General features: G+C 67.9%; 22 protein-coding genes. 15 read left to right on the top strand and 7 right to left on the bottom strand.

Annotated features, from left to right (window positions below):
• Positions 1 to 15: 15 nt before the first annotated feature.
• The 3 genes from G1H11_RS07040 to G1H11_RS07050 all read left to right on the top strand — a co-directional run bounded on the left by G1H11_RS07040 (position 16) and on the right by G1H11_RS07050 (position 2,925).
• On the top strand, positions 16 to 654 hold the full coding sequence (locus tag G1H11_RS07040) for a 50S ribosomal protein L25/general stress protein Ctc (RefSeq protein ID WP_163817443.1): 639 nt from the start codon (positions 16 to 18) through the stop codon (positions 652 to 654).
• Between the two features lie 141 nt (positions 655 to 795).
• The gene (pth, locus tag G1H11_RS07045) at positions 796 to 1,383 is read left to right on the top strand and encodes an aminoacyl-tRNA hydrolase (RefSeq protein WP_163817445.1); all 588 of its coding nucleotides are present in this window, start codon (positions 796 to 798) and stop codon (positions 1,381 to 1,383) included.
• A 207-nt stretch (positions 1,384 to 1,590) separates the two neighbouring features.
• Complete coding sequence (locus G1H11_RS07050) at positions 1,591 to 2,925, top strand: exopolysaccharide biosynthesis polyprenyl glycosylphosphotransferase (RefSeq protein ID WP_163817447.1); 1,335 nt, start codon at positions 1,591 to 1,593, stop codon at positions 2,923 to 2,925.
• 75 nt (positions 2,926 to 3,000) lie between these two features.
• On the opposite strand, the gene G1H11_RS07055 is transcribed toward G1H11_RS07050, so the two are convergent.
• Positions 3,001 to 3,174 carry a hypothetical protein gene (locus G1H11_RS07055; RefSeq protein ID WP_163817449.1) on the bottom strand — a complete coding sequence of 58 codons (174 nt, stop codon included), beginning with the start codon at positions 3,172 to 3,174 and terminating at the stop codon, positions 3,001 to 3,003.
• Between the two features lie 119 nt (positions 3,175 to 3,293).
• Between G1H11_RS07055 and G1H11_RS07060 the strand changes: the two genes are divergently transcribed.
• From G1H11_RS07060 to G1H11_RS07110, 11 genes are all read left to right on the top strand, one after another.
• On the top strand, positions 3,294 to 5,087 hold the full coding sequence (locus G1H11_RS07060; protein ID WP_163817451.1) for an asparagine synthase-related protein: 1,794 nt from the start codon (positions 3,294 to 3,296) through the stop codon (positions 5,085 to 5,087).
• Between the two features lie 121 nt (positions 5,088 to 5,208).
• Positions 5,209 to 6,000: a 3'(2'),5'-bisphosphate nucleotidase CysQ gene (locus G1H11_RS07065; protein ID WP_343074820.1), complete on the top strand. Its 792-nt coding sequence runs from the start codon at positions 5,209 to 5,211 to the stop codon at positions 5,998 to 6,000.
• The gene (cysD, locus tag G1H11_RS07070; protein ID WP_163817453.1) at positions 5,997 to 6,905 is read left to right on the top strand and encodes a sulfate adenylyltransferase subunit CysD; all 909 of its coding nucleotides are present in this window, start codon (positions 5,997 to 5,999) and stop codon (positions 6,903 to 6,905) included. The genes G1H11_RS07065 and cysD overlap by 4 nt, the downstream gene beginning before the upstream one ends.
• Positions 6,905 to 8,185, top strand: a complete 1,281-nt coding sequence (cysN, locus tag G1H11_RS07075) for a sulfate adenylyltransferase subunit CysN (protein WP_163817455.1) — start codon at positions 6,905 to 6,907, stop codon at positions 8,183 to 8,185. Before cysD ends, cysN begins: the two co-directional genes overlap by 1 nt.
• Before the next feature lie 75 nt (positions 8,186 to 8,260).
• Positions 8,261 to 9,049 carry an alpha/beta fold hydrolase gene (locus G1H11_RS07080; protein WP_163817456.1) on the top strand — a complete coding sequence of 263 codons (789 nt, stop codon included), beginning with the start codon at positions 8,261 to 8,263 and terminating at the stop codon, positions 9,047 to 9,049.
• Positions 9,050 to 9,194: 145 nt separating this feature from the next.
• Positions 9,195 to 9,440 (top strand): PqqD family protein, encoded by a 246-nt coding sequence (locus G1H11_RS07085; RefSeq protein WP_216843525.1) that lies wholly within the window; start codon positions 9,195 to 9,197, stop codon positions 9,438 to 9,440.
• Positions 9,441 to 9,580: 140 nt separating this feature from the next.
• Entirely contained in the window at positions 9,581 to 9,712 is a 132-nt protein-coding gene (locus G1H11_RS27390) for a lasso RiPP family leader peptide-containing protein (RefSeq protein ID WP_163817460.1), read from the top strand.
• A 140-nt stretch (positions 9,713 to 9,852) separates the two neighbouring features.
• Positions 9,853 to 11,070 carry an asparagine synthase-related protein gene (locus G1H11_RS07095; protein WP_163817461.1) on the top strand — a complete coding sequence of 406 codons (1,218 nt, stop codon included), beginning with the start codon at positions 9,853 to 9,855 and terminating at the stop codon, positions 11,068 to 11,070.
• Entirely contained in the window at positions 11,067 to 11,525 is a 459-nt protein-coding gene (locus G1H11_RS07100; protein WP_163817463.1) for a lasso peptide biosynthesis B2 protein, read from the top strand. The genes G1H11_RS07095 and G1H11_RS07100 overlap by 4 nt, the downstream gene beginning before the upstream one ends.
• Entirely contained in the window at positions 11,522 to 12,478 is a 957-nt protein-coding gene (locus G1H11_RS07105; protein WP_163817465.1) for a hypothetical protein, read from the top strand. The genes G1H11_RS07100 and G1H11_RS07105 overlap by 4 nt, the downstream gene beginning before the upstream one ends.
• Before the next feature lie 113 nt (positions 12,479 to 12,591).
• Positions 12,592 to 13,128, top strand: a complete 537-nt coding sequence (locus G1H11_RS07110; RefSeq protein ID WP_163817467.1) for a GNAT family N-acetyltransferase — start codon at positions 12,592 to 12,594, stop codon at positions 13,126 to 13,128.
• Here G1H11_RS07110 and G1H11_RS07115 read toward each other — a convergent pair.
• The 3 genes from G1H11_RS07115 to G1H11_RS07125 all read right to left on the bottom strand — a co-directional run bounded on the left by G1H11_RS07115 (position 13,115) and on the right by G1H11_RS07125 (position 15,098).
• Positions 13,115 to 13,396 carry a hypothetical protein gene (locus G1H11_RS07115; RefSeq protein WP_216843526.1) on the bottom strand — a complete coding sequence of 94 codons (282 nt, stop codon included), beginning with the start codon at positions 13,394 to 13,396 and terminating at the stop codon, positions 13,115 to 13,117. The genes G1H11_RS07110 and G1H11_RS07115 overlap by 14 nt on opposite strands.
• Positions 13,389 to 13,676, bottom strand: a complete 288-nt coding sequence (locus G1H11_RS07120; RefSeq protein WP_163817469.1) for a hypothetical protein — start codon at positions 13,674 to 13,676, stop codon at positions 13,389 to 13,391. Before G1H11_RS07120 ends, G1H11_RS07115 begins: the two co-directional genes overlap by 8 nt.
• Before the next feature lie 63 nt (positions 13,677 to 13,739).
• Entirely contained in the window at positions 13,740 to 15,098 is a 1,359-nt protein-coding gene (locus G1H11_RS07125; RefSeq protein WP_163817470.1) for an HNH endonuclease signature motif containing protein, read from the bottom strand.
• 198 nt (positions 15,099 to 15,296) lie between these two features.
• On the opposite strand from G1H11_RS07125, the gene G1H11_RS07130 reads away from it, so the two are divergent.
• Positions 15,297 to 16,199: an alpha/beta fold hydrolase gene (locus tag G1H11_RS07130; RefSeq protein WP_174257455.1), complete on the top strand. Its 903-nt coding sequence runs from the start codon at positions 15,297 to 15,299 to the stop codon at positions 16,197 to 16,199.
• Between the two features lie 23 nt (positions 16,200 to 16,222).
• On the opposite strand, the gene G1H11_RS07135 is transcribed toward G1H11_RS07130, so the two are convergent.
• The 3 genes from G1H11_RS07135 to G1H11_RS07145 form a co-directional block, all read right to left on the bottom strand.
• Entirely contained in the window at positions 16,223 to 17,623 is a 1,401-nt protein-coding gene (locus tag G1H11_RS07135) for an MFS transporter (protein WP_216843527.1), read from the bottom strand.
• Positions 17,624 to 17,798: 175 nt separating this feature from the next.
• Positions 17,799 to 19,724 carry an ABC transporter ATP-binding protein gene (locus G1H11_RS26925; protein ID WP_216843528.1) on the bottom strand — a complete coding sequence of 642 codons (1,926 nt, stop codon included), beginning with the start codon at positions 19,722 to 19,724 and terminating at the stop codon, positions 17,799 to 17,801.
• Positions 19,721 to 20,890 carry a nucleotidyltransferase domain-containing protein gene (locus tag G1H11_RS07145; RefSeq protein WP_281352271.1) on the bottom strand — a complete coding sequence of 390 codons (1,170 nt, stop codon included), beginning with the start codon at positions 20,888 to 20,890 and terminating at the stop codon, positions 19,721 to 19,723. The genes G1H11_RS26925 and G1H11_RS07145 overlap by 4 nt, the downstream gene beginning before the upstream one ends.
• Positions 20,891 to 20,962: the final 72 nt, after the last annotated feature.

Consider the following 20,962-nt stretch of genomic DNA (forward strand, 5'->3'; position numbering starts at 1 on the left):
TGGAGGAGTTTCACCGTGTCCGATGTCAAGATTGCCGCCGAACTGCGCACCGAGTTCGGCAAGGGTGCCGCGCGCCGGCTGCGTCGTGCTGACAAGGTGCCGGCGGTCCTGTACGGCCACGGCACCGATCCCGTTCACCTGGCGCTCCCGGGGCACGACACCATGCTCGCGCTGAAGAACCCGAACGCCTTGCTCACCCTGGACATCGCCGGCAGCAGCCCGGAGCTGGCACTGCCCAAGCACGTCCAGCGGGACCCGCTGAAGGGCTTCATCGAGCACGTCGACCTGCTGCTGGTCCGGCGTGGCGAGAAGGTCACCGTCGACATCCCGGTCATCGTGGACGGCGACGCCATCTCCGGCTCCATGGTCAGCGTGGAGAACCCGAGCATCTCGATCGAGGCCGAGGCCACCCACCTGCCGGAGAGCGTGCACGTCTCCATCGAGGGTCTCGACATCGGCAGTCAGATCCACGCCAAGGATCTCGACCTTCCGAAGGGCACCACACTCGTGTCCGACGAGGAGTTGCTGATCGTCAACATCACCGCGGCCTACGACCAGGCGGCGGAGGACGACGCCGCGGCCGAGGCCGCAGCCGAGGAGACCGCCACCGAGGCTGCGCCGGACGAGGAAGCCTCCGAGTCCGACGAGTCCTGAGTATCCTCCTGACCGCACGGCCGCCGCTTCTCGCGGTGCCCGTGCGGTCCGTTGGTTTCAGGTGAGCCACAGCAGGGGCTGCACGAGGCAGAAACGATCCCTTGTGCATCGCCCACGTCCGAAGGGGCTGGAGGAGCGGCAGTGACATCCGGCGACTCGTGGCTGGTGGTGGGGCTCGGCAACCCCGGCCCCAAGTACGAAGACACCCGTCACAATGTCGGCGCCATGGTGGTGGAGCTCGTGGCCGCCCGCGCCGGCGCGTCGTTCAAGGCACACCGCTGGCGGCGGGCCGACGTGGCTGAGGCCCGGCTCGGCGGTCCTCCCGGAAATCGGGTGGCGCTGGCTCGTCCTCGCTCGTACATGAACGAGTCCGGCGGGCCGGTCAAGAATCTCTGCGACTTCTACAAGGTCGGTCCGGAGCAGCTCGTCGTCGTTCACGACGAGCTGGACCTCCCCTTCGGCACGCTGCGGATCAAGCGCGGCGGCGGCGACAACGGCCACAACGGGCTGCGTTCCGTGCGCGCCTCACTCGGCACCGGCGACTACATCCGGATCCGGTTCGGCATCGGGCGACCGCCCGGGCGGACCGACCCCGCCGCCTATGTGCTGAAGGCGTTCACCGCGGCCGAGCGCCGCGAGCTGGATCTTGAGGTGGATCGCGCCGCCGACGCCGTCGAGGCGCTCGTCGTCGACGGCCTCACCTATGCGCAGAACCACTACAACAGCTGACCGGTTCAGCCCAAACGTTTACATTCCCGCCAGTACCCCTGCGTCGCGCACTGGGCCGTCAAGGCGTATAGTCCGTGAGTACCTGTTGTCGGCTATGTCCGAAAAGGGTCGGCGAGGGGTTGAACTGTGGGGGGGCCACGGTTCGGGTCGAAGCCTGGGGGGGCCATGGCAACGGTCGGCATCTCGCCGACTGGTTCGCGCTTGCGCGTGCGTCGGCACGTCAGGACGAAACAGCGGCACGATCCACGCAGCAGGCGCGCCGCGCCGCAGCGGATCGTTTCCTGGTATCAGCGGATCATCACCGCCAGCACCGCTCTGGCCAAGGTGGTCGCCGCGGGCATCCTGTGGGGTGGCGGGCTGCAGATAATCCTCGATCTGGTTACCCGATCGGGGTGGAGCGGCGCCCGATACGCGTGGTTTGCGTCAGTTTCCGCATTGGTGCTGGCGGGCACTCTTCTCGTCCGGAGCGTGGCGCGTCATCGACTGAGGTCATTGCGCCGGCAGGGCCTCGCGGTACGAAGAACGCTCACCGTGGGACCGGGCAGGCAGATCACGGCCGTCGTGGACCGGCTGTCCAGTGATACCGATCATCCGTTTGTCGTCGTCGGCGCGTGCGTGGAAGGCGAGAGCGAGGTCGTCGAGGACGTACCCCAGCTCAGCCGGCTGCCGCTCCTGCCGGCCGAGCCGGACGCCTTTCACGACGACGAGGTGGTACGACGGGTCTTGGTGGCCCTGGACAAAATTGGGGCCGACACCGTGTGCATCGCGCCGGGGTCGCAGTTCACCAATGGTCGTCTGCGTGCTCTGGGCTGGGCGCTGAGCGAGCGCGGGGTCGCGCTGGTCTCAGAGCTCGGCCTGGAGGACGTCGCCACTCACCGGCTATGGGTGCGCCGCGCCGGAACGTCGACCATCCTGCACATCGGCGCCGCTCCCCTGGAGGGCGTGCGGCGCGTGGTCAAGTCCTGCCTCGACCGGGTGCTCGCCGGCGTCCTCTTGGTGGCCCTGGCGCCGATCCTGCTGATGGGGGCTATCGCGGTCAAGGTGTCCAGCAGCGGCCCCGTGATCTACCGGCAGACAAGAGTGGGCCGAGCAGGCCGTCGCTTCACCATGCTGAAGTTCCGCAGCATGTTCGTCGACGCCGATCAGCGCCGGGAGTCGTTGCTGGCGTCGGTGAACGTCGAGGGCCCGATGTTCAAGATGTACGACGATCCGCGCGTCACCCGCGTCGGCCGGATCCTGCGGAAGTACTCCCTGGACGAGTTGCCGCAGCTGGTCAACGTGGTGCGGGGCGAGATGTCGCTCGTGGGGCCGAGGCCGCCGCTGGTGGAAGAGGTCGCAACCTACGACCAGGTGGAGATGCGACGCCTGCTCGTCACCCCCGGGATCACCGGCCTGTGGCAGGTCAGCGGCAGATCCAATCTGACCTGGGACGAGACGGTGCGCCTTGACCTCAGGTACGTGGACAACTGGACGATCCGAGGCGATGCCCGTCTGCTCGGCCGCACGGCGGGAGCCGTCGTCCGCGGAACCGGCGCGTACTGAGTGGCGCGCACCGACCTGCTCCGCACAAAGCGAAGGGCCCCGATCACGAGGATCGGGGCCCTTGCCGTAGGTCTGTCAGGAGAAGCCGCCGCCGTTGTCACCTGTGGCGGAGCATTCCCCGTGCTGGTCGATGTGGTGCGGAACGTCGGCGCTGTCCTTCGGCGGCGGACCCGAAAGGTTCGGGTTGCACCGGCTCAGTGTGTGCTCGACGACCGACCCGATGACGTAAAGCTGTGGACGCTCGTACATCGTGTCTCCCCCCTGGGGCGCATTGCCCCGATTGTCACCCCTCGGAAGCAAATGCTGCCCCCCTAGTGATGGAGAACACTATCATGGCGGTTTCAGGGTGGCTAGTTGAGGGGGCAAGAATGGCGGTTGGAGCAATCGCAGGGGTGGTATCGCGTGAGAACAGGCCTGATCCGGGCGCGGTAATCCGGATGCTCAAGGCCGTTCCGCACCGGGGTTCAGTGGTGCAGACGCTGGAGTCAGGCAACGCGATCGTTGCGGTGGTGGGCGACGGGGAGCGCAGCGTCTCGAGCCTGGGCTCGCACGGGCGCTGGGCGTGTGCTCTGCTCGGTCCGCTGGACAACGTGGCCGACCTCGCAGCCGACCTGAGGCTTGAGGGTGAGCCCGCCGGGCAGGACGAGTCCGCCCGCGTGGTGGCGGCGGCGTTCGCCCGCTGGGGTGCTGGGGCGCCGGCCCGGCTGCGCGGTGCCTTCGCCGGGATCGTCAGCGACGGAGACCGCGCTTGGTCCTTCCGGGACCACATCGGCGGTCGGACCTTCTTCTTCCGCGACGACGGCCGCACGTGGTGGGGCGCGAGCGAGGCGAAGCAGGTCGTGGCCGGTGCTGGCCTGATCCGGCAGCCGGACCTCGACGCGATTTCCACCACGTACTTCCGGGGCGTCTCTGAGGCATCGGCGCTCAAGGGTGTCTCGCGGCTTCGGTACGGAAGCGTCCAGACCGTCGGCCCGCACGGAAGCACCGAGGACCTGCACTGGAACCCTGGCCCGGAGATGCTGGAGACCTCGAAGCTCTCGCTGGACGACGCGGTCGAGGAACTCGTCGAGGTGATGAGGCGGGCCGTCGAGCGGACGGTCTACGGCGCGGAAGCTGTGGCGCTGAGCGGGGGTATCGACTCCCCGGCCGTCGCGGCGTTCGCGGCACCTCGTCACCTGTCGCTCGGTGGTGCGCCGCTGCAGGCCTACACCTACGTGTACCCGCGGCAGTCCAGCGTCGACGAGAGCCCGTACACCAGAGCCGTCGCCGAGCAGCTGGGCATCCCGCTGGAGGAGTTCGAGGTGTCCGCGGGCCCGCTCGACGAGCTGGACCGATGGGTGGCGCTCGCCGATGGTCCCTGGGATAGCCTTCCGATGGCGACGGCGGCGTACGGATATCGGGCCGCAGCCGGTTTCGGAGCCACTCAGGTGCTGACCGGCACACTGGCCGAGTATGTGTTCACGGTGAACTCCTTCCTGCTCGGCCATCTCGCTTCGCACGGCCGCCTGCGGGCATTGGGCGATCAGATGGCGCAGCGCAGGGCGGCGGGCATGGGACGTCGCCGGCTGGCGCGGCGGCTGGTGTGGGAGCTCACGCCGGCGCCGCTGGGGAAGCTGAAGGCCCGCGCGGTGCGCCGGAAGTCGAACTTCTTCCCAGCCTGGACCGACATGACCGTCGTCGGCGGCTACCGCTACGAGACGGCGCTGCTGAACCCGGTCCGCAAACGCTGGGCGACGCCCACCCTGCAGGCGGCTCGGGGCACCACCACTACATCGGAGGCGCAGGAGATCTGCGCCGCCGCGGAGGGAGTGACGGTGCGGCAGCCGCTGGCTGACCGCGATCTCTGGGAGTGGTTCCTGAGGCTCCCTGCCGAGGTCAAGTTCCCCGATCTCACGCCCAAGTCGATCGTGCGGAAGGCGTTGCGGGGCAGGGTGCCGGACTCGGTGCTGGACCGCCGGGACAAGACCCTGTTTGACGAACATGTCATGGACACCGTGCCGTGGGACCGGCTGGAGCACTACCTGAATGATCCGGACTATCGGATGCCCGGCATCGACTACCCGATGCTGCTCGACCGGGTGCAGCGCAAGGAGTTCCGGCCGGTGGAGCTGATCTGGGCCTACGACCTCTGTGGCGTGCACGCGTTCCTCCGCACGTTCTAACGACAGCGGCTCGTCGGTTCGATTCCGTCATGTGGACAGCACGTCCCGAATAATGGGCAGGCGTCGGACGTCGTGAGCTTTGGCCCTACCCTGGATGGCTGGCCCCGCTTCGAGGAGAACCGTGACTGAGACCGACGCCGCCCTGGCGACTCGCCTCGCGCACGAGGCGGGCGCCCTGCTGCTCGACGTTCGTCGCCGGGACGGTGGCCACCTCGACGCGGCGTCCCTGCGCGCCGCCGGGGACCGGTCGGCACAGGAATTCCTGGCGGCCGCTCTGGCGTCGGCACGGCCCGCCGACGCCGTGCTGAGCGAGGAAGCCGCTGATGACCTCGCCAGGCTGGAAGCGGAGCGGGTCTGGATCATCGACCCGCTCGACGGCACCAAGGAGTACGCGGAGGGCCGCTCCGACTGGGCGGTGCACGTGGCGCTGTGGGAGCGGGGTGAGCTGGCGGCCGGCGCCGTCGCTCTGCCCGGGCGTGCCGTCACACTGTCCACCGATCCCGCGCCGGAGGTGCCGTCCACGCGCCGCGGCTCAGATGAACAGCCGTGGCGCATCGCCGTCAGCCGCAGCCGGGCGCCCGCCGTCGCTGAAAACGTCGCCCGGGTGCTTCCCGCCGAGCTGGTGCCGATGGGCTCTGCCGGTTACAAGGTGGCGTCGGTGGTGCTTGGTGAGGCCGACGGCTACGTCCACGCCGGTGGCCAGTATCAATGGGATTCCGCAGCGCCGGTGGCCGTCGCCCGCGCCGCAGGCCTGCACGCGAGCCGGCTGGACGGCTCACCGTTACGCTATAACGACGCCAACCCCTACCTGCCCGACCTGCTGGTCGCGCGGCCGGAGCTCGCGGACGCGCTCCTGGCCGCTTCTTCCGGCTCAGCAACTGATCCGGCACCCGCCGTGAGGTCCCACACATGACGCTGCATGACTACCAACTGAGCCAGCTCGACGTTCTCGAGGCCGAGTCGGTCCACATCTTCCGGGAGGTCGCGGCGGAGCTGGAACGTCCCGTACTGCTCTTCTCCGGCGGCAAGGATTCCATTGTCATGCTGCGGCTGGCGGAGAAGGCGTTCTGGCCGGCGCCCATTCCGTTCCCGGTGATGCATGTCGACACGGGCCACAACTTCGCCGAAGTGCTTGAGTTCCGTGATCGCCGGGTGGCCGAGCTGGGGGTGAACCTGGTGGTGGCGTCCGTGCAGGATGCCATCGACCGCGGGCTGGTGGCGGAGGAGCCCAATGGCTCGCGCAACCGGATCCAGACACCGGTGCTCCTCGAAGCGGTGGAGAAGAACCGGTACACCGCTCTGTTCGGCGGTGCCCGCCGCGACGAGGAGAAAGCCCGTGCGAAAGAGCGCGTCTTCTCCTTCCGGGACGACTTCGGGCAGTGGGACCCGAAGAATCAGCGTCCCGAACTGTGGAACTTGTACAACGGCCGGATCCACCTGGGCGAGAGCATCCGGATCTTCCCGCTGTCCAACTGGACCGAGCTGGACGTCTGGCAGTACATCGCACAGGAGAACATCGAGGTGCCGTCGATCTACTACGCCCATGAACGCGAGGTCTTCCTCCGTGACGGGATGCTCTACGCCAACAACGAGTTCTCCCGGCCGCGAGACGACGAGCAGACCTTCCTGGAGAAGGTGCGGTACCGCACCGTGGGTGACGCCACGCTCACCGCGGCCGTGAAATCCGACGCCGACACGATCGAAAAGATCATCGAGGAGGTCGCCGCCACGCGGCTGACCGAGCGCGGAGCCACTCGCGGCGACGACCGGGTGAGCGAAGCGGCGATGGAAGACCGCAAGAAAGAGGGGTACTTCTGATGACGCCCGATCTTCGAGCCGGGGCGACGGGCGGGCTTCTGCGCTTCGCCACGGCCGGTTCCGTCGACGACGGCAAGAGCACCCTGATCGGGCGGTTGCTGTTCGACTCCAAGTCGATCTTCACCGATCAGCTGGAGAGCGTCGAGCGGACCAGCAAGGAACGCGGTGACGAATACACGAACCTGGCGCTGCTGACCGATGGCCTGCGTGCCGAGCGTGAGCAAGGCATCACCATCGACGTGGCCTACCGCTATTTCGCCACGCCGCGGCGGAAGTTCATCATCGCCGACACCCCGGGCCACGTTCAGTACACGCGGAACATGGTCACCGGTGCGTCGACGGCCGATCTGGCCATCGTGCTTGTGGACGCCCGCAAGGGACTGGTGGAGCAGAGTCGCCGGCACGCCTTCATCGTCTCCTTGCTTCGGGTCCCGCACCTGGTCCTCGCGGTGAACAAGATGGACCTGGTGGACTGGTCCGAGGAGGTGTTCGAGGAGATCTCGCACGAGTTCACCTCGTTCGCCACCAAGCTCGACATCCCGGATCTCACCGCCGTCCCCATCTCCGCGCTGCACGGCGACAACATCGTCAGCCGGTCCGAGAACACGCCCTGGTACCAGGGCTCGTCGCTGCTGCACCACCTGGAGCATGTGCACATCGCGAGCGACCGGAACCTGGTGGACGTCCGGTTCCCGGTCCAGTACGTGATCCGGCCGCAATCGCTGCAGCATGCCGACTACCGCGGCTACGCGGGCCAGGTGGCCGGCGGTGTGCTGAAGAAGGGCGACGAGGTCATGGTCCTGCCCGGCGGGCTGACCAGCCGGATCGCCGCAATCGAGACCGCCGACGGCCCGGTGGGCGAGGCGTTCGCCCCGATGTCGGTGACTATCCGGCTTGAAGACGAGCTGGACATATCCCGCGGCGACATGATCTGCCGCCCGCACAACCAGCCACACGTGGCCCAGGACATCGACGCCATGGTCTGCTGGATGGCTGACACTCCGCTGGTGCCCGGCCAGAAGCTGGCCATCAAGCACACCACGCGCGCCGCCCGTACCGTCGTGAAAGACCTGCAGTATCGCCTGGACGTGAACAGCCTGCACCGCGACGAGTCGGCGGGTCAGCTCGGGCTCAACGACGTGGGCCGGGTGCGGCTGCGCACTACCGCGCCCCTGCTGGCCGACGAGTACCGGCGCAACCGGATCACCGGCGGCTTCATCCTGATCGACGAGGCCACCAACCGCACGGTCGGCGCTGGCATGATTACCGGCGCCAACTGACAGCCTGGCACCGGTCATCGCCGGAGCTCGCATGTGGGCTACTGCTCGTCGCACATGATCGCTACTCTGTGACGCGTGGGCTTGTACGTGGCGGACAGCGGGCCGGCCGGTGCCGACCCGGTCGTGTTCCTGCATGGCGTCGCCACCACCAGCTGGATGTGGCGGCGTCAGGTGCGCGACCTGTCGGGTCGCCTGCGCTGCGTGACGGTTGACCTGCCCGGTCACGGGCGAAGCGCCGGCATCGCGTGGGAGTCGCTGGAGGCCACCGCGAAGCAGGTGGCCGAGGTGATCGAGGTCAAACTGGGCGGCCGGGCCAACATCGTGGGCATGTCCCTCGGCGGCTATGTGACCGCCGTGCTTGCCGCGGCCCGGCCGGAGCTAGTGGCCAGCGCCATCGTCTCTGGTGTCAGCGTCGTCGCGGGGTCGATGTCGAAGCGGATGTGGCGGCGCAGCCAGCTGATGATGCAATACTCCTCCAGAGGGCTGTCCGCGAAGGCGAGCGCGGAGGCCTACGGCGTTCCCGAGGAGGACGTCGACGGCTACCGCAAGGCGAACACCTTCGGCTCGCGGCAGTCGCTCAGCCGGATGGGCGAGGAGATTTTCAGCTTCACCATCCCACCTGGGGCCGCACAGTCGCAGAGCCCACTGCTGGCGGTGGCCGGGGAACGTGAGAGTGAGCTGGTGATGAAGTCGCTGCCGCTGTTCGCCGAGGGGTTCGGGCGAGGTGAGGCCCGCTATGCGCCGAACACCGGAGCCCGCTGGAACGGCGAGACGCCGGAGCTGTTCAACGTGATGGTGACCAGCTGGGTGGGCGAGCAACGGCTGCCGCCGCGGCTGCGTGATCCCGCCGGTTGGGTCCGTTGATTCCAAGCGCTGCGTTTTCGTGCCATTTGAGCGTGCTTGGTGTACTGTGTCGCTCACATACGCGGTCGTCGGCGCCCGGTGGGACGGAGTCGCCAGGACCGAGCTCTGGGGGGAGTGGGCTTGCGTGAAGCTCCGTACTGACGGCGTGACGTGGCGTGAGATCGATGGCGAGATGGTCATTCTCGACCTGTCATCGTCCACATATTTGAGAACCAATCAGACCGGGTCGACGCTCTTGCGCCTGCTGGCCGAGGAAACATCCGTGGATGAGCTGGCCGACGGTTTGATGGCGGCCTACGGTATTCCAGCTGAACAGGCCAGCACCGACGTGGACGCGTTCCTGGAGATGTTGCGGGAAAAGAACCTGTTGGACACCGCCGGCGCCCGTTGACCGAGCAACTGGCTGGGAATTCACCTCCGATGTACTCCCTTTGCCACTGAATAGGTCGATATGCTGCAAGTCGCGGACAGGACGGGACACCTGAGCTGTCCCGCGGCCGCGGAGAATCAAGGGGAGAGGGGGGCGGTCAGTTGAGTTATGAACCGCCGGCAATCGAAGAGATCGGGTCCGTCCGGGAGCTGACACTGGCACAGGGCGGACGGGGCGACGGAGACCACGTCGTCTACTTCAGATACACACCGCCTGAGACCGGTCTTTCCTGACGGTCACGGGTCTGGGTCGAGCTCGCGCGTGACACCCCGGGGGTGCCGCGCGCGAGTCTCGGCATTGGGCGGAGTGGGACCGCGAACGCCGCACCTCCCACACCGCCCACGCGTGATGTGTCGCGCTGAGAGGGGGCACGGTGCACAACCGTTCGCGAACGTTTGGGCGCGTCGCAGCGCTTGACGCCCATCGGCCGGCCTTCTGCCGGCCGACGGAATTCGAGATCGCGGCGGGCTGGGTGCACGGCGTCCTGCCGATGTCGCCGCCGCCAGAGACGCCCCTCTCTCCGCGAGCGGCGCTTGAGGCTGCGATCCTACCGACGGTGGTGGCCGGCCACTGCATGGTCTCGTTCTCCGGCGGCCGTGACTCGTCGGCCGTTCTTGCGCTGGCCACGCACCTGGCACGGCGCGAAGGTGTGCCCTTGCCGGTGCCGGTGACGGAGGTCTTTCACGGCGTCGAGAGCACGGATGAGGCGCGGTGGCAGCGGCTTGTGATCGAGCATCTCGGAATCAGGGACTGGATCCGGCTGCCGGTCGACCGTGATGGTGATCTCGTCGGTGATGCGGCGGCCGCGAGTCTCCTCCGACGAGGCCTGCTGAGCCTGCCCGCCTTGCACACCAAGGATGCGCTGTTGTCCGCGGCTCGCGGTGGCACGATGCTCACCGGAGAGGGTGGAGACGAGGTTCTGGGTGCCAGACGGATCACGCCACTCACCCTGATGCTCCGGATGCGCCGCCCGTTGTCTCGGCGCCTGGTCCGAGCCTGTGCGATGTCGGGCGCACCAGCGCCGGTCCGCCGCGCGGTGGTCCGATCGGAGCTGCGACGCACTGGAGACCGTGCGTGGATGAATCCCGAGGCGGCACGGACCCACCGGAAGCTGCTGGCAGCGGACGAGGCAGCAGAACCGCTGCCATGGCACCAGGCTGTGTGGTGGCTGAAGCACCGCAGAGCCGTTCACCTAGGCCTGCGTGATTATGCCCTGATCGCCGCGGAACACGACGTCGACCTGCGACATCCGCTGCTTGACGACGGCTTCCTCGCCGCGCTGGCACATTCCGGGGGGCGGTGGGGCTTCGCCGGGCGGACGGCCTTGATGCGTATTCTCTTCGCCGACCTTCTTCCTGACGAGCTCCTCCGAAGGTCGAGCAAGGCCAGTTTCGACCGCGCCTACATGAGTGACGCCACGCGCGAGTTCGCTCGCTCGTGGGACGGCCTCGGGGTGGATCCGACACTGGTGGACGTGGCCACGCTGCGTGCCGGCTGGCTGTCGGACCGGCCCGCCGCAGTCACCGGGCTACTGCTGCAGTCGGCCTGGTTGGCCACGCGAACCGAGACCGTGCCGGGGAGACCGCGATGAAGAGGATAACGGCGCTAGCCAGAGCGGTGCCGTGGCGGGAGTGGCCGGCCGTGCTGACCGCGGCTGCGGTAGCCGTCATCGTCGAAATCGGTCTGCGCACCATGACATTGCCCCGCCTCGCGAAGCTTCTTGGAGTGCCGCTGCGCCTGGACGATGGTGTCGACCTGATGCCGCCGGGAAGCCGAATCCATCTCCCTCCCGTCGCACGTCGCCGGCTCGCCGCCACGAGCCGGATCATGCGGCACTGGCCGCTGGGTGACACCTGTCTGCGCCGGGCTCTGGTCAGTGGTCAGCGCCTGCGAAGCCTACATCCCGTGTTGCGCGTCGGAGTGGCCAAGATCGACGGGCGCATTCAAGGTCATGCGTGGCTGGAGATCGAGGGAGTGAGCCTGGATCCCGCGGGTTCGGCGTCGCACTTGACCTTCGAGCCGATCCGCGGCGGGGAGGATTCATGACCGGTACTCATCTGCTGTACGGGTTGCGGGTACGTTCCGACGTTCCGCTCTATCAGCACCGTCCTGTGCCCGCCGATGGCACGCCACCGGACGTGCGGATCCGGCGAGGACAGGATGTGCCTCGTACGGAGGAGTGTCCACCTGGCCAGGTCGTCGCTCATCTGGAAACCGATCGGCCCTACTACACCTTCTGCGTCAGCGAATCTGGCCAGCATGTCCTCCGCTTCTACCGGACCTGCGAGTTCGTGATCGACGCCGAGCTACGCGACGCCACGATGCATGTGGTCGAGGGGACGGATTCCGAGATCGCCGGCGTGCTGGCGGCCGGGGCGCTGCTCTCCTACATCCTGACCATGCGTGAACAGGTCGTCTTGCATGCCAGTGCCGTGCAGGTCGGTGATTCCGCGCTGGCGTTCGTCGGCCGCTCCGGCATGGGCAAGTCGACGATGGCGGCGTTGACCTGCGCGGCTGGGGCGTCTCTCATCACCGACGACGTACTGCGTGTGGAGTTCGGCGAGCATGGTGTGGCCTGCCGGCTCGGTGCTACCGAGTTGCGGTTGCGCAAAGCCGCGGCCGAACTGGCTGAGCGGTTCGCCGACCGCCCACCGAGCCGCGTCACCGGCGACGCTCGGGATGCGCTGCGGATGGTGGAGTCGAACGACGACGGTCTGCCGCTGGCCGCGATCGTGGTGCCGTTCCCGGACCGGGAGCGCTCCGACGTGGAGGTGGTCCGCGTGCCACCGATGGACGCGGTGATCTCGCTGCTGCGCTTCCCGCGGCTGCTCGGCTGGTCAGACGCCGCCGTCCTCGACCGCCAGTTCCGCGACATCGCCGACCTGGTGGAACGCGTGCCGGTGTATCAGGCGTTCGTGCCGTGGGGACCGCCGTTCGCCGAAGAGATCGGCGCGGACATCGTTCGGGCCGTCGGCCTGAGTATCCCGTCGCACGCGTGACTCGGTCCGGGCTTCCCCCACGGCGTGCTGCTCTTCGGCGGGCCACACACGCCTAGGGCGCGGCGGGCGAGGCGGCGCGACACCGCGGGAACGGGTTCGTGTAGAACAGGTACGTGATCCGTCCTGCCCGGCAAGGGGACCTGCCCACCCTCCAGGACATCGAACGCGCTGCGGGTGAGCCATTCAGGGACATCGGCATGGACATGATCGCCGACGACGATCCGCCCAGCGTCCACGACCTGGCCGAATACCAGGAGGCGGGACGTGCCTGGGTGTTCACCGATGAGCACGACACGCCGGTCGCGTACCTCCTGGTGCAGGCTGTCGACGGGTGTGCGCATGTGGAGCAGGTGTCGGTGCGCCCGGAGTTCGCGCGGCGCGGTATCGGCCGCCGGCTCATCGATGTCGCGGAAGAGTGGGCGGTTCGACACGGTCTGGAAGCGCTGACGTTGACCACGTATGCCGAGGTGGCCTGGAACGCGCCCTACTACGAACGACTCGGTTTCCGGAGCCTCTCCGATCACGAACTGACCGCAGGCTTGCGGGAGATCCGTGACGAGGAGAAGGCGCACGGACTGGATGCCTGGCCACGCGTCACCATGCGGCGCTCGTTGTCGGCGGCGACTCCCGCCTCAATTACGACGCCTTGAGATAGGCCTCGAGTGCTTCGCGGAGCACGGTGGACGGGCGCTTGTGCTCGCGCTGGGCGCGCTCAAGCAGTGCCTCTCGGAGAGCCTCCGGCACCCTGGCTTTGACCTCTGGCGACGTTCCACGGCGGGACAGTGACGGACGGCCTACAGTCCGCACTGCGTGCTCAGCCATCTCCGCGGCACGCGCCTCGTCGATGCGGTTGCCCTTGCTGTCGAGTACCACCTCTTCATCGAGGTCCAAGTCGCCGGCATCGTAGTACCTAGTCATCGTTGCTCTCCTGGTGCACGTAAGTGGTCGGCTGCACGTGGATGACGAGTATGCAATCAGACCGATCAAGGCCGATGATCCGCAATTCGATATTGCGGTCATCGCGGCCGATCCATACCCACTGTTCGTCATACTTCTCCGTGGCTGGAACCAGTGTCGGGTCACCCGCATGGTTCATAGCGGCGAGCGCATGTGCCTTGCCGATCTTGTGCCGACGAGCCGATCGAGAGAACTTGACGGGCTTCTTTCTATTATGCGCCACAAAAATGCTCCTCGTCAAGATCGTAAGATCATCCTCTGCCGATCAATGCTCTTCAGGTTTGCCTTGCTCAGGGGGAGGGGGTCATGCAGCGTCGTCTCGCTCAGTGGAGTTGACTTCGCCTCCGGTAGTGGGGCGCTGGATGCTGGAGCCTTGGGCACTGGCGCCGCGGCTGGAAGCGCGGGGCCCAGCTCGGGGTGGTGATTCCCGTGTGGACTCGAGGAGCTGGTTGACGGTGTCGGTGGTGGAGTGGCGCCGATGTGCTGGATGAAGGACGCCGTGCGGGTCGATGAACTGGAATCTTCCCGGTCCGAGAGTCTGGATGTGCCAGCCGGTCTTGTGAACGGTGGTGTGGTGCTTGCGGCAGAGCAGGAGCATCTGGTCGATGTCGGTGCGTCCGCCGTGCGCCCAGAAGGTGGCGTGGTGGACGTCGGTCCACTCCGGGGGCAGGTCGCAGCCGGGGAACAGGCAGCCGCCGTCACGGAGGCGTAGCGCCTTGCGCTGGGCCGGGGTGGCGGTGCGCTGCGCGCGGCCGACATCGAGCGGTAGTGAGTCAGGCCCGACGATGAGCCGGGTGACCTTCGCGTCACAGGCGAGGCGGCGGACGGTGTCTCCGCGCAGGATGGTGCCGTTGGGAAGTTCGCCGAACCCGCCGCTGCGGGCCTCGAGGGTGGCCAAGTCGGTGACTACGATCACCTGAGTGGGCTCTCCGCCCTGGCTCGGCAGCTCACCGCTGCTGAGCTGGCGCCGGCACAGCTCGACCAGGGCGTCGGCGCGGCGCTGCGACGCCGTGCGGGAATCGTCGGCGCCGGCGGGCGTGGTGAGAGAGTTGATCGCGGTCTCGACGATGGCGCCGTCCTCGCTGCCGAGGCTGCCGCTGATGGCCAGCGTGTCGTCCATGGTGGTAGAGACGTCCAGCCACCGGCCCTGATCACGCTTCTCGGCTCGGCGCACGGCGTCTTTGTTGTCCACCGCGGCGCCCAGGCCGCGGAGCGCGGCGCGTAGCTTGGTGGGCTCATCGGCCCGCGCGGCATTCAGCAGGGCGTCTTGGCAGCCGGCGATCACGTCATTGCCCAGCAGCGTGGCCGCGTCGACAATGGCCCCCGCATGGGGGAAGCGGATCTCGCCACGCTTCAAGGCGGCCTCGATAGCGGGCAGTGACCTGAGCCCTCTGGCTACCTTCAGCTGCCGGGAGGTTTCGGCGGGGGCGATGTGCAACTCATGGCGGATCCAGGCGCGCGTGGACAATGCCGCTGTGGTCTCGGAGATCTTCCGCGTGTGGAAGTCTCGCAACCGCTGCAGGTACGCCGCCTCGGCCATGTCGGCCGCCCGGCGTAGCGCGGTCAGCTCACTGGTGAGCTCGTCGTCGCTCAGCGCAGTGCTGTCCGCCGCCGCCACCTCCTTGGTGGCGACGAGCAGATCGGTGACCACGCTCGAACTCATGTATCAAACGATAGCGCCCACCACTGACAGAGTCCCGACGCTAACAGGCGTCAAGGCTAGGCTTGACGGGGCCAGCGGAGGCATCCGCACACAACGGTGGAAGAGTTCATGATCAACGATGGAGGAGTTCGTGTGCCTGGGCGAACACAACCTTCCACCGTTGATCACGGCACCGACGGCGAGCAGTAGGCTGCCCGGATGGTGGTGACCGAAACCGACATCGAGCTGGACTCCGGCCGCGTGCTGCACGTCTACGACACCGTGGACGGCTACGGCCCGCGCCACCGCGATGACGACGGTGACGCGCCTGACGACAACGGTAGGCATGCCCCGCTCGCGGTGTTCTGGCACCACGGCACCCCCAACATCGGCGAGCCGCCCGCGCCGCTGTTCCCCGCGGCCGAGGAGCTCGGTATCAGGTGGGTCTCGTACGACCGGCCCGGCTATGGCGGCTCCACGCGCCAGCCGGGCCGAGACATCGCCTCGGCAGCTGCCGATGTGGCCGCTGTCGCCGACGCTTTGGGCATTGAGCGGCTCGCGGTGATGGGCCACTCCGGCGGGGGACCGCACGCCGTGGCATGCGCCGCCCTGCTGCCCCAGCGAGTGGTGGGTGCTGTGTCCGTGTCCGGGCTGGCGCCCTACGGGGCGGACGGCCTGGAGTGGTTCGCCGGGATGGCGCTGGCCGGGGCGGCCGAACTGCGTGCCGCCACGGCGGGACGAGCCGCGTTGGAGCACCAGCTGACCTCCTCGGATTTCGATCCCGAGCAGTTCACCGAAGCCGATCATGCCGTGCTCGCGGGCGAGTGGGCGTGGCTCGGCGCCGTGGCGGGCAAGGCCCTGGACGGCGGCCTGGGCGGCATGGTCGACGACGATCTCGCCTACGTATCACCATGGGGCTTCGACCCCAAGCAGGTGACGTCGCCAGTCCTGTACCTGCACGGCGGCCGGGACCGGATCGCGCCGAGTGCGCACAGCGAATGGCTCGCGAACCGTACCCGGCGGGCGGAGCTGTGGATCCGTCCGGACGACGGGCACATCTCCGCCCTCAGCTCCGCGGCGGCCGCCTTGGCGTGGCTCCGGCAGCTCGCCGAGGAGCCCTGACAGCCGAGCCACCACCCCCTGGATCACGCTCGGCGGACGAGGAGAACGACGCCCACAGCACACGCCATCGCGAACAGCGCCAACGCCAGGCACACCGCACGGAAGGCCTCGGTGAAGGCATCGCCGTGCAATGTGCCTGCGCTGACGGCCGCGAGCACGGCGCCCGCAGCGGCGAGTGCCACCGCCTCCGTGGCAAGCCGTGCGGTGTTGAACAGGCCGTTCGCGGTTCCGGCCTGACGAACGGGGACACTGTCGATCGCGAGCCCGTCGAGCACTCCCATGGTCAGGCCCACGCCGGCACCGATGGCGGCACAGGGGAGGAAGAGATGAAGCGGGGTGCTCTCCGGGCCGATGGTGACAAGCAACAGAGCGCCCGCGCCGCTGAGAGTGATCGACCCGGGCACGAACACGAGGATCGGCATCCGTTGCGCCAGCACCGAACCGACCGGTGGGAGCAGCACCGTCGGAACCGTCATCATGAGCATCCACAGTCCTGCCATCCCAGGGGCGACGCCGCTCACGGTGATCAGATACGACGGCAGATACACGACGAGCGGGACGAGAACCCCCATGAACGCCGCGGCAGCGACGGCGAAGGCGGCGAATCGGCGGTTCAGCACGATGGCGAGATCGAACAGCGGATCAATGGCACGCCTCTCCACCATGACGAAGGCGACGCCGAGCGCCACCGTGGCCGCAATCGCCGCGAGGACGGGCGGGCTGGTGAAACCCTCCTCGGGGCCCACGTTCAGTACGACGACGAGAAGCAGCAGCGGAGCCGAGTAGAGGAGCGCTCCGCGCCAGTCGAAGCTCCGGCCGCGCACACCGGGATCGGCGGGCAGCGTCGTCGTCATCGCCAGCACAAGCCCGGCGACGACGGCGGGAACGCCGAACACGGCGCGCCAGCCGAGAAGGTCGACCAAGGCGCCGCTGATCATCGGTCCGAAGGCGAGACCGCCGCCGAGCACGATGCCGAGCAGTCCGAAGGCACGCCGCTTCGCCGCGTCCTGAAACGTGGTGGCCAGGATCGCCGCACCGCTGGCGGCGGCCGCGGCGGCACCCAGGCCGCTCAACGCGCGACCGGCGACGAGCACGACGACGCTCCCCGCCGACGAGCTGACCAGGCCGCCGAGGAAGAAGAACGTCACCCCCGCGACGAATACGCGGCGTCGGCCGAGCAGGTCGGCCACGGTGCCCGCAACAGCCAGCGCGGCGGCGAACACGCCGGCGTAGGAGTTCACGATCCACTGGGTGGCGGTGAGATCGGCTCCCAGCTCGTCGCTCACCCCGGGGAGCGCGAGCGATGCGCCGGTGAGCTGAAGGGGAAACATCAAGGAAGACAGCAGGACGGTGAGCAGCACGACGACGTGCCGGGCTGACATGCCTCGCCTGGAACCCAGGGCGAGGACGGATGGTTGATGCACAGGGATGCTCCGTGAAAGGCGAAACGGAGCCGGGCAGCCAAGATGACCGCACGGCAGCTGACGCTGAGTGCGGCGAGGCGTGGAAGAAGTCGCGCCGCCGCTAGGAGCGGCGCAACCTGTCTGATTTCGGCATCGGCCTCATGAAACCGGAACACCCGGCCGGCAGGCAAGGCATTTACCGCTCCGCGGGCTCCAGGTACGCGGCTGCCTGGAGCCGGAACAGCTCGGCGTAGTGGCCGTCCAGCGCCATCAGCTCGTCGTGCGTTCCCTGTTCGGTGACGCGGCCGTCGCCCAGCACATAGATGCGATCCGCTGTGCGCACCGTGGAGAAACGGTGCGAGATGAACAGGACGGTGCGCCCTCCGAGCAGATCGCGCAGCGACTGGAACAAAGCGTGTTCGGCCCGCGCGTCGAGGGAGGCCGACGGCTCGTCGAGGATGACGAACGGAGCGTCCCGGAAGAACGCACGAGCAAGGGCGATGCGCTGCCACTGCCCGCCGGAGAGGTCGCGGCCGCCCTTGAACATCTTGGACAGCATGGTGTCCATGCCCTGCGGCAGCGCGTCGATGGCGTGGTGGATCCCGGCCCGTTGTGCTGCTGCGGCGATCGCAGCCTCGTCGTCGAGCCGTTCCGGGCGGCCGAGACCGATGTTCTCCCGAGCGGTCAGGTGATACCGGACGAAGTCCTGGAACACCACGGCGATAGAGCGCCGGAGGTGCGGCCGGGAGTACGTGCTGATGTCCGTGCCGTCCCACGAGATGGTGCCTGACGTGGGCTCGTAGAGGGCGGCGAGAAGCTTGGCAAGAGTGGTCTTGCCGGAGCCGTTCTCGCCCACCAGGGCGACGATCTCGCCCTTCTTCATCTCCACCGAGACTTCGTGGAGGACGGGTTGCGTGCTGCCGGGGTAGGTGAACGTCAGCCCGTGCGCAGAGAGGGTGGAGAAGCTGTCCGGTGCTGGAGCTCCGGACTCGGCCTCCTCCGCTGCGGGCTGCAAGGAGACGAAATCGGAGAGGTCGTTGAGGAACAGCCCAGACTCGAAGATCTGCTGTATACCCCGGAAGAGCGTGTTGACCTGCTGGGAGAGCAGTCTGATGGCGACGATGGCGGCTCCGGCCTCGGCCAGGGTGACGCGCCCTCGACCGACGAGCCACACCAGGGCCAGCAATGTCCCGGCAAGAAACAGCGCGGACACCGAGTTGCCGAGCACGGCCAGCCGGGTCCGGTGTCGCAGGTGAACGCGCAGATCGGCGATGTAGTGGGTGTAGACGCGATCAAACCGCTCGCGCAACGCACCGGCCAAGCCGTAGGCGCGGATCTCCTTGGCCTCGTCCCGCCCGGTCTGGATCATGCCGAGATAGCCGCGCATCCGCAGCCGGGGCGTCTGCGCCACCGTGAAGTTGAACTCGCGTCGGCTCTCCTTGCGGCTGGTGATGAAGACGGGGATGCCGGCCAGCAGAAGGAGGGGCAGGAGGAGCGGCTCCAGGCTGATGATCGCAATGGACAGCCCGACGCTGCCCGCAGCCCCACCCACCATGCCGATGACACCCTGCGTGAGCTGGAACGGCCGGCTTAACGCGTTGGTCTGGATGCGTTCGAGACGGTTGTAGAAGTCCGGGGACTCGAACGCTCGCAGGCCGACGGCCGCGGCCACGTCGAGAAGCCGTTGCCATGTCTTGCGGACGACGAGTTCCGACAACAGGCGTAGCTGATTTCCCTGGATGGCAGCCGAGACCGCGACCACCGCCGTGACGCCGGCGAGCAGCATCACCGGCAGCACCACCTGGCCGGTATCGCCGCCGCCCTCGGTGACGTCGAGGATCGCGTCGAGCACCATCTTCACGATCAGCACCTGCGCGGCGAGGATCACGGCGCCAAACAGCTGCAAGGACGTCGTAATGATGAACGCGCGCCGGTCAGCCGCCCAGGACAGGCTGAAGCTCTCTGCGATCAGCGTCCGGAGCCGGCCCAGTGACTTGGGCTGGCGGCGCGCGGATGCCGTGAGGTCGATGTAATCGTGGTTCGCGGGCTCGTCCGGCTCGGCCGGCGGTGGCCCTTTCCTCGCGTGCCGGCCGTTGTTCGGCGACGACTTGATCGCGCTCACGGTGACACCCCTGCGTGCGTCTCTACTGCCCGCAGGTACGCCTCCAGGGCTTCGTCGTCCGCCGGCTCGCGTCCAGCGGGCTGAGTGCGACGCTGGCCCTTGCCCAGCCGTTCCGCGACCCCGCGCATGCCTTTGGCGCCCACAGCACTGAGGGTTCCGCCGCTGCCGGGCCGAGCCGAACGGGCCATGAGCCGGGCCACGGACGTACTGCTGCGCAAGGCGGGCACGGGCGCCAGCCGGTCGACGGCGTTGGTGACCACCCGCAGTCCGGCAGAGACACCAAGCTCCCGGTCCAGCCGATCGGGGAGCGGCGTGTTGAGCAATGCCGATGCCCTCGCCAGCACGATCGCGACGGCGGTTTCCGCGCCCCAGTCATGTGCTCGCGTCACGACGGCGTCCCAGTCCGTGGTCTTCCGGGCCAGCTGGTCGGCGTCGAGAATGAGAAGCATGCGGTGAGCACCGGTGAGAGCGGCGTGCAGGCAGACGTGCACGAGCGCGTCCGTGTGGTTCAATGCCCAGGTCGACGACAGTCCAAGGTCGGTCGATATTCGCCGGTCCAGGATCTCGTCGGTGGGCACCGAGAACTGGCGGCGAGTGGACGCCATGTTGATCATGGACCAGTGCAGGTCGATCAGGATGCCGGACGGACTGACCCAGTGCATCTCACCCGGCGTCGCGGCGTTGCGCAGCATGTCGCGGTAGTCCGCGACGGTCCATCCCGCCTCGGCGAGCCGGGTGGTGGCGGCGCGGAGTTCGCGCGGCGAGACCAGCACGTCGATGTCGTTGTAGAGTCGCAGCCCCGGAGCGGGATGTGCGTGCTCGGAGAGGATCGGTCCTTTGAACGTCGCCCAGCGAAGGCCGTCGAGGAGCCGGTCGATGGCGTCGAGTGTGATCGACGCGCTGAGATGGGTGGCCATCGCCCGGTCTCGATCCGGCTTGAGCTCGGCGGCGAGCTCTGGTTCGGCCTCCCTGAGCAGCACATGGGCTAATGGGCTGACGCGGTGATGACGGGCTGTCTCGACGAACAACCGTCGAGTTGCGTCATGGGCTGGGAGGTCAGGCGTCGTGTTCCGGCACACGTCGACGATCGCGGCCGGTACGGCGCGACGCGGTCGTGTGGCCCGCCGAGTGCCGCTGCTGGCGGAACTCCCCCGGGATTTCGTCATCTGACCCCCCAGATGTTCACGGCCTAAGCCCCCAATCAGCGGCCGAATGCCCCATCGTAGACCTAATTTCCA

The organism is Phytoactinopolyspora alkaliphila (assembly GCF_010550695.1).
Lineage (GTDB): Bacteria > Actinomycetota > Actinomycetes > Jiangellales > Jiangellaceae > Phytoactinopolyspora > Phytoactinopolyspora alkaliphila.

What these genes read in the sequence shown, in the direction of transcription:
- G1H11_RS07055 (WP_163817449.1), bottom strand. Translation starts at nt 3,174, where the DNA reads ATGTACGAGCGTCCACAGCTTTACGTCATCGGGTCGGTCGTCGAGCAC.
- G1H11_RS07060 (WP_163817451.1), top strand. Translation starts at nt 3,294, where the DNA reads ATGGCGGTTGGAGCAATCGCAGGGGTGGTATCGCGTGAGAACAGGCCT.
- cysD (WP_163817453.1), top strand. Translation starts at nt 5,997, where the DNA reads ATGACGCTGCATGACTACCAACTGAGCCAGCTCGACGTTCTCGAGGCC.
- cysN (WP_163817455.1), top strand. Translation starts at nt 6,905, where the DNA reads ATGACGCCCGATCTTCGAGCCGGGGCGACGGGCGGGCTTCTGCGCTTC.
- G1H11_RS07100 (WP_163817463.1), top strand. Translation starts at nt 11,067, where the DNA reads ATGAAGAGGATAACGGCGCTAGCCAGAGCGGTGCCGTGGCGGGAGTGG.
- G1H11_RS07105 (WP_163817465.1), top strand. Translation starts at nt 11,522, where the DNA reads ATGACCGGTACTCATCTGCTGTACGGGTTGCGGGTACGTTCCGACGTT.
- G1H11_RS07115 (WP_216843526.1), bottom strand. Translation starts at nt 13,396, where the DNA reads ATGACTAGGTACTACGATGCCGGCGACTTGGACCTCGATGAAGAGGTG.
- G1H11_RS07125 (WP_163817470.1), bottom strand. Translation starts at nt 15,098, where the DNA reads ATGAGTTCGAGCGTGGTCACCGATCTGCTCGTCGCCACCAAGGAGGTG.
- G1H11_RS07130 (WP_174257455.1), top strand. Translation starts at nt 15,297, where the DNA reads ATGGTGGTGACCGAAACCGACATCGAGCTGGACTCCGGCCGCGTGCTG.
- G1H11_RS07145 (WP_281352271.1), bottom strand. Translation starts at nt 20,890, where the DNA reads ATGACGAAATCCCGGGGGAGTTCCGCCAGCAGCGGCACTCGGCGGGCC.